General features: G+C 73.6%; 8 protein-coding genes. 2 read left to right on the top strand and 6 right to left on the bottom strand.

Annotated features, from left to right (window positions below; translation table 11 throughout):
* Positions 1 to 46 precede the first annotated feature (46 nt).
* On the bottom strand, positions 47 to 607 hold the full coding sequence (locus ACFRAV_RS24010; protein WP_382558322.1) for an NAD(P)H-dependent oxidoreductase: 561 nt from the start codon (positions 605 to 607) through the stop codon (positions 47 to 49).
* A 160-nt stretch (positions 608 to 767) separates the two neighbouring features.
* Between ACFRAV_RS24010 and ACFRAV_RS24005 the strand changes: the two genes are divergently transcribed.
* Positions 768 to 1,424, top strand: coding sequence for a TetR/AcrR family transcriptional regulator (locus tag ACFRAV_RS24005; RefSeq protein ID WP_382558321.1), 657 nt, complete (start codon positions 768 to 770; stop codon positions 1,422 to 1,424).
* A gap of 70 nt (positions 1,425 to 1,494) precedes the next feature.
* Here ACFRAV_RS24005 and ACFRAV_RS24000 read toward each other — a convergent pair whose 3' ends face one another.
* The 4 genes from ACFRAV_RS24000 to ACFRAV_RS23985 form a co-directional block, all read right to left on the bottom strand.
* On the bottom strand, positions 1,495 to 2,157 hold the full coding sequence (locus tag ACFRAV_RS24000) for a DedA family protein (protein ID WP_382558320.1): 663 nt from the start codon (positions 2,155 to 2,157) through the stop codon (positions 1,495 to 1,497).
* Between the two features lie 171 nt (positions 2,158 to 2,328).
* Positions 2,329 to 2,892 carry a YbaK/EbsC family protein gene (locus ACFRAV_RS23995; protein WP_382558319.1) on the bottom strand — a complete coding sequence of 188 codons (564 nt, stop codon included), beginning with the start codon at positions 2,890 to 2,892 and terminating at the stop codon, positions 2,329 to 2,331.
* Positions 2,893 to 2,956: 64 nt separating this feature from the next.
* Positions 2,957 to 3,445, bottom strand: a complete 489-nt coding sequence (locus ACFRAV_RS23990; RefSeq protein ID WP_382558318.1) for a nitroreductase/quinone reductase family protein — start codon at positions 3,443 to 3,445, stop codon at positions 2,957 to 2,959.
* 60 nt (positions 3,446 to 3,505) lie between these two features.
* The gene (locus ACFRAV_RS23985) at positions 3,506 to 4,408 is read right to left on the bottom strand and encodes an acyltransferase (RefSeq protein ID WP_382558317.1); all 903 of its coding nucleotides are present in this window, start codon (positions 4,406 to 4,408) and stop codon (positions 3,506 to 3,508) included.
* Between the two features lie 110 nt (positions 4,409 to 4,518).
* Between ACFRAV_RS23985 and ACFRAV_RS23980 the strand changes: the two genes are divergently transcribed.
* A complete protein-coding gene (locus ACFRAV_RS23980) occupies positions 4,519 to 5,052 on the top strand; it encodes a gamma carbonic anhydrase family protein (protein WP_382558316.1) in 534 nt (177 codons plus the stop codon).
* 7 nt (positions 5,053 to 5,059) lie between these two features.
* Here the strand turns inward: ACFRAV_RS23980 and ACFRAV_RS23975 are convergent, their stop codons facing one another.
* A complete protein-coding gene (locus ACFRAV_RS23975) occupies positions 5,060 to 5,872 on the bottom strand; it encodes a DedA family protein (RefSeq protein WP_382558315.1) in 813 nt (270 codons plus the stop codon).
* Positions 5,873 to 6,011: the final 139 nt, after the last annotated feature.

Raw genomic sequence — 6,011 nt, 5'->3', positions numbered from 1 at the left:
GGTGAAGACCCGTGCCGCCGTCGCGGCGGTTGCGGAGCGGGGCGCCTCAGGCGGCAGCGGCGCGGGTGCGCTCGGCGACCTGGGACAGCACCTCGACCAGGCCGTCGACGGCCTCGGTGTCGTCGGCCGGGTGCAGCTCGGCGAAGCGGACGACCGAGCCGGCTATGGCCAGCTTGGGCTCCTCGACGACCACGGCGCCGGCGATGCCGAGGGCCTTGCGCGCCTCGTCCTGGGCCCACACGCCGCCGTACTGGCCGTAGGCGGTGCCGATCACGGCGACCGGGAGGCCGGACAGCGCACCGGCGCCGAACGGGCGGGACAGCCAGTCGATGGCGTTCTTCAGCACGGCCGGCATGGTGCCGTTGTACTCGGGGGTGAACCACAGGAGCGCGTCGGCGGAGCCGGCGGCCTCACGCAGACGGGCGGCCGCCTCGGGCAGCGAGCCCTCGACGTCGATGTCCTCGTTGTAGAACGGCACCTCGGCCAGACCCTCGAACACCTGCACCTCCACACCCTCGGGGGCGTGCTTGGCGGCGGCCTCGGCGAGCTGGCGGTTGTGCGAGCCGGCACGGAGGCTGCCGACAAGGGCGAGGATGCGGACGGACATGAGCACTCCTTGGGGAAACAGGACGACAGGGGTGGCGGCGAGCAGACGCTCACCACCTGGACGGGAAGCGGAACGCTCCGCCTCGCCGACCCTCGTTCAAAGTTGTACCACCTATCCGGACCACGGTCCACTTTCGCTGTGTTGCGGTACTGTGAAGCTCATGGACACCGCTGTACCGCCGCCCTCCGGCGAACCTCTCACGGTCGTCGGCCCCACGACCGGGGTGCCGGCGGATTCCGCGGCCGCCTCCTGCGGTCTGCGCGCCGACGCCGCCCGCAACCGCGCGCGGCTGCTGGACGCCGCCACCCGGCTGCTCGGCGAGCACGGCCTGGCGCACCTGACGATGGAGGCGGTGGCCCAGGCGGCAGGCGTCGGCAAGGGCACCGTCTTCCGGCGCTTCGGCGACCGCACGGGCCTGCTGTTCGCCCTCCTCGACCACCGCGAGCGGCAGTTCCAGACCTCGTTCCTCTCGGGCCCGCCGCCGGTCGGCCCGGGCGCGCCCGCCCTGGAGCGGCTGCACGCCTTCGGCCCGGCGGTGCTGCGCCACGAGGCAAGCCACACGGAGCTGTGGCTGGCCCTGCAGACCGACCCGCTGCGCGCGCTCAGCAGCCCGCCCCACCTGCTGCGTCACACCCACCTCACGCACCTGCTGCGCGAGCACGGCGCGCGGGGCGACGTGGAGCTGCTCGCCCACACCCTGCTCGCCTTCCTGAGCACCTCGCTCACCCATCACCTGACGGTTCGCTGCGGCATGGGCCTGGACCGGGTCGAGGACGCCTGGCACCACCTGGTGGCTCGCCTGACCGCCTGCTCCTGAGCCGCCTGCTCCTGAGCCGCCCGAGCCTTGGGCGCCCGAGCCTGGGTCGCCCGAGCCGTACGCCCGTGGCTCAGGACCGGCTGCCGGACTCCGCGCGGCGCTCGCGCAGCCGCACCGTGATCCAGGCCGCCAGCCCCAGGACCGCCGCGCCGAGGACCACCTTGGACAGCACGCCCACGTACTGCTCCACGAGCTCCCAGCGGTCGCCCAGCCAGTAGCCGGCCAGGACCAGCACGGAGTTCCAGATGAGGCTTCCCAGGCCGGTCAGCCCCAGGAACACCGGCAGCGGCATCCGCTCCAGTCCGGCGGGCACCGAGATCAGGCTGCGGAAGACCGGCACCATCCGGCCGAAGAACACCGCCTTGGTGCCGTGCCGGGCGAACCAGTCCTCGGTCTTCTCCAGGTCGGAGGTCTTCACCAGCGGCAGTTTCGCCCAGACCGCGTAGAGCCTGCGGCGGCCCAGCAGGATGCCGATCCAGTACAGGGCCACCGCGCCCACCACCGATCCCAGGGTGGTCCAGAACAGCGCGGAGGGCAGGCTCAGCACGCCCTGTCCCGCGGCGAAGCCGGTCAGGGGCAGGATCACCTCGCTGGGCAGCGGCGGGAAGAGGTTCTCCAGCGCGATCGCCAGTCCGGCTCCGGGACCGCCCAGGCGCTCCACCAGATCGACGGCCCAGCCGGCGATGCCGCCGGGCTGGTCGGGCCGCGCCGCGGCCAAGGACGAAAGCTGCATGAGGTCTCCGGGCCGCGGGGGCCGTCAGGGAACAGGGCGTTCTTCCACCCTAGGAAACCGACGGCCGGGACGCGGAAGCGGACGGCCGTGCCTCCAGTGGCGTTCCCCACAGCATGTTCCCGGGAAAACCCGTCCCACGGCGCCGGCCCGCCGCCTCCGGGACGGACGGGGTCAGCGGGCCAGGAGGCCCAGCCCCTCGACCACCTCGGCCCCGGGCAGCTCGGCCAGCGCCGGGCCGGGCACCAGCAGCTTCCCCCGCCTCCGGCCGCTGCCGACCAGGACGTACGGCAGTGCCGCCACGGCGGAGTCCACCAGCACCGGCCACCCGGCGGGCAGCCCCACCGGCGTGATCCCGCCGTACTCCATGCCCGTCAGGCCGGTGGCCGTGTCCATCGGGGCGAACGACGCCTTGCGCGCCCCCAGCCGGCGGCGCACCAGGCCGTTGACGTCGGCCCGGGTGGTGGAGAGCACCAGGCAGGCGGCGTAGCCGGTCTCCTGGCCGCGCCTGCCCGCCACCACGACGCAGTTGGCCGAGGCGTCCAGCAGGTCGCTCCCGTAGTGCTGGACGAACACGGCGGTGTCCGCCTTCTCCGGGTCGGTGTCGACGTAGACGATGTTCTCCGCCGGGACGCTCCCGCCCCAGGTCCTGACCGCCTCGGCGACCGGCCCGACGAGCTCGTCGAGGCAGGCGGTGGCGGGACGGGCGTCGGCGAAGTCTCCCAGAGGTGCGCGCATGCCGGGCACGGTAGCGGAACCGCTCCGGTTCCCCCGCCGCCGCCCGCGAGGTGGAACTCCCGCCTCAGGCGCCGGGTCCCTCGCCCAGGCGCACCGGCCGGGGCGTCAGCCGGATCACCGGCAGTTCGCGGTCCGTCTTCTCCGTGTAGCCGGCGAAGCGGGGCTGGACGGCGGTGATCACCCGCCAGACCTTCTCCCGCTCCTCGCCGCGCAGTTGCTCGGCGGTGACCTCCATGGTCCGGCCGTCCAGGGTCACGGCGACCCGGTCCGGATGGGCGGCCAGGTTGTAGTACCAGTCCGGGTTGCGTGCCGCGCCGTTCGCGCTCGCCACGATGAGCCAGGTCCCGCCCTTCTCCTCGAAGCGGGCCACCGGCGTCTTCCTCGTCCGGCCGGAGCGGCGTCCGACGGTGGTCAGCACCAGTGCCTCCATGCCCATGACGCGACCGCCGCCGCGGCGCACGATCCGTCGCATGGCGAGCGCGTTCACCCGGCGCGTCAGAGCGCCCGGCTGGGCCGCGCCGCGGGTTCCGTTCGGGGTCGGTGTGAAGCTCATCGGTCTCCTCCGCTCCCGCGCCGCACCTGCGTCCGGGGTGCGCGCGTTCCGCGGCCGACGCTACCGCCGACGGCTCCGCACGGCCCGTCGGAGACCGGTGTCCCGCTCCTCGCGCAGGTCGAGGGCGGCCGGGGAGACGTCCCGCGCCCTCTGCGGGGCCGAGGCGTCCGGCTTGCCGTCGGGGGCGGTCAAACGGGCGGTCTCCTCCTCGTCGAGGGCCGCCAGGCGCGCCACCGTCTCGTCGTCGAGCTCGGCCAGGGCCAGCAGCTGCTCGGGGGTGGCGTCGGCGGGGATGGGGGACGGCGCGGGCGTGCGCAGCGGCGGCTGCCAGCCCTGGTCGGGCGTCCAGCGCCGGACGACCTTGGCGGGCGCGCCGACGACCACGGAGTGGTCCGGGACGACCCCGCGCACCACCGAGCCGGCGCCGACCACCACGTTCCGCCCGATCCGGGCGCCGGGCAGGATCACGGCGCCGGTGCCGATCCAGCAGCCGGGTCCGATCTCCACCGGATCGGTGCGCGGCCACTGCTTGCCGATGGGCTGGTGCGGGTCGTCGTAGGAGTGGTTGGTGGAGGTGACGTAGACGTAGGGCCCGAAGTAGCAGTCGTCGCCGATCGACACGGTGGTGTCGGCGATGACGTGGCTGCCGCGCCCGAGGACCACGCCGTTCCCTATGCGCAGAATCGTCTCGGCACCGAGGTCGAGGTCGGGCATCAGGCCGGCCGTGAGGGTGACCTGCTCGCCGATGATGCAGTAGGAGCCCAGCTCGATCCAGGGCTCGCCGAAGACGGTGCCCAGGGGAAACGCGAGCTTGGTGTGCGGCCCCATCGACCGGAACCGCAGCCGGCCCGGCTGCTCGGCGGACACCGCTCCGGTGCGCTGGACCCACGCCCAGGCGGCGTGGACGCCACGCTGCAGGAGGCGACGCCGCCACGCGGTGAGGGAGTTCTGGCTCTTGGGCACCCGCTCACGGTAACCAGCACCCGGCACCGCGACCCTGCCGAGGACCTGTGATCTTCACCCCAGCGGCGGTGGCATACCGTGCCGGGGAACGGCTACCACCTGGAGGGGCAATGGCGCACGAGGCGCTGGTCGCGGGCATCGGCGGCAAGGAACCGGTCCTGGAGGAGGACGCCTACGCGGCGCCCAACTCCGTCCTGCTGGGCGAGGTGACGCTGCGCCGGGGCGCGAGCGTCTGGTACGGCGCGGTGCTGCGTTCGGAGGCGGGCCCGATCGTGGTCGGCGAGAACAGCAACGTCCAGGACAACTGCACGCTCCACGTCGACCCCGGCTTCCCGGTGACGATCGGGCGGGGCGTCTCGATCGGCCACAACGCCGTGGTGCACGGGGCGACGGTCGAGGACGACTGCCTGATCGGCATGGGCGCCACCGTGCTCAACGGCGCGGTGATCGGCGCCGGGTCACTGGTGGCGGCGCAGGCCCTGGTGCCGCAGGGGATGGTCGTGCCGCCCGGTTCGCTCGTCGCCGGAGTCCCCGCCAAGGTGCGGCGGGAACTCACCGAGGAGGAGCGCGCGGGGATCCAGCTGAACGCGGCGCACTACACGGAGCTGGCGAAGGCGCACCGGGCCGTGCACGCGGCCGACTGAGCCGGCCTCAGCGTTCGGCGGCCGGCTCGGGCTCCCGCCCGGCCGCCGGCGCGGTCTTTCCCGCCCGGTCCGCGGGCGTGGTCTCCGTCCCGTCGGGAACGGTCGCCGCGGCCTCTTCCGCCTCGGCGGTCCGCCCGGTCCCGCCGTCCGTCCCCTCGTCCGTCGCCCCGCCGTCCGTCGCCCCGGTCCCGTCCCCGGAGGCGTCCGAGGCGGAGGCCGTCATCTTGGCCGCCCGGCGCTTCATCAGGATCATGGAGGTGAGCCCGATGGCCACCGCGAGCACCAGCCCCACCCAGGAGAACCGCTTCAGCCACGCCTCGGCGACGATGCCCACGTAGTAGATGACCGCGGTGGTGCCGCCGGCCCAGACGATGCCGCCGCTGACGTTGGCGATCAGGAACTTCCAGTACGGCATCTGCAGCACGCCCGCCAGCGGGCCGGCGAAGATCCGCAGCAGGGCGACGAACCGGCCGAAGAAGACGGCCCACATGCCCCACTTGTCGAAGGACTTCTCCGCTGCGGCCACGTGCCCTTCGCTGAAGTGCTTCGGGAACTTCGCGCCCAGCCAGGCCAGCAGCGGGCGTCCGCCCTTGCGGCCGATGGCGTAGCCGATCGAGTCACCGATGATCGCTCCGGCGCTGGCGCAGATGCCGAGGATCAGCGGGTCGATGCCCGCGTGCTGGGAGGAGAGCAGCGCCGAGGAGACCAGCACGATCTCGCCGGGCAGCGGGATGCCGAGGCTCTCCAGACCGATGACGATGCCCACCAACGCGTAGACCGCGCCCGCCGGCACCGTCTCGAGCCATTCCTGGACGTGCACCTGTGCCTTCTTCCTGCGCTCTCGTGTCTCGCCGGGTTGTCGTGTCCGGTCCCCACCGACCGGTGCGCGCTGTCGCCGTCGTGGCACGGGGGGCGTCGGCACCCGTGCCCGCACCCGCGCCCGTATGCCGGGAAGCCTA

This window comes from Streptomyces sp. NPDC056600 (assembly GCF_042792855.1).
Lineage (GTDB): Bacteria > Actinomycetota > Actinomycetes > Streptomycetales > Streptomycetaceae > Streptomyces.
This window is presented reverse-complemented; position numbering and strand designations above follow the sequence as displayed.

Coding starts and splice junctions, on each gene's coding strand:
- ACFRAV_RS23995 (WP_382558319.1), bottom strand. CDS start 2,892: ATGCGCGCACCTCTGGGAGACTTCGCCGACGCCCGTCCCGCCACCGCC.
- ACFRAV_RS24010 (WP_382558322.1), bottom strand. CDS start 607: ATGTCCGTCCGCATCCTCGCCCTTGTCGGCAGCCTCCGTGCCGGCTCG.
- ACFRAV_RS24000 (WP_382558320.1), bottom strand. CDS start 2,157: ATGCAGCTTTCGTCCTTGGCCGCGGCGCGGCCCGACCAGCCCGGCGGC.
- ACFRAV_RS24005 (WP_382558321.1), top strand. CDS start 768: ATGGACACCGCTGTACCGCCGCCCTCCGGCGAACCTCTCACGGTCGTC.
- ACFRAV_RS23980 (WP_382558316.1), top strand. CDS start 4,519: ATGGCGCACGAGGCGCTGGTCGCGGGCATCGGCGGCAAGGAACCGGTC.
- ACFRAV_RS23990 (WP_382558318.1), bottom strand. CDS start 3,445: ATGAGCTTCACACCGACCCCGAACGGAACCCGCGGCGCGGCCCAGCCG.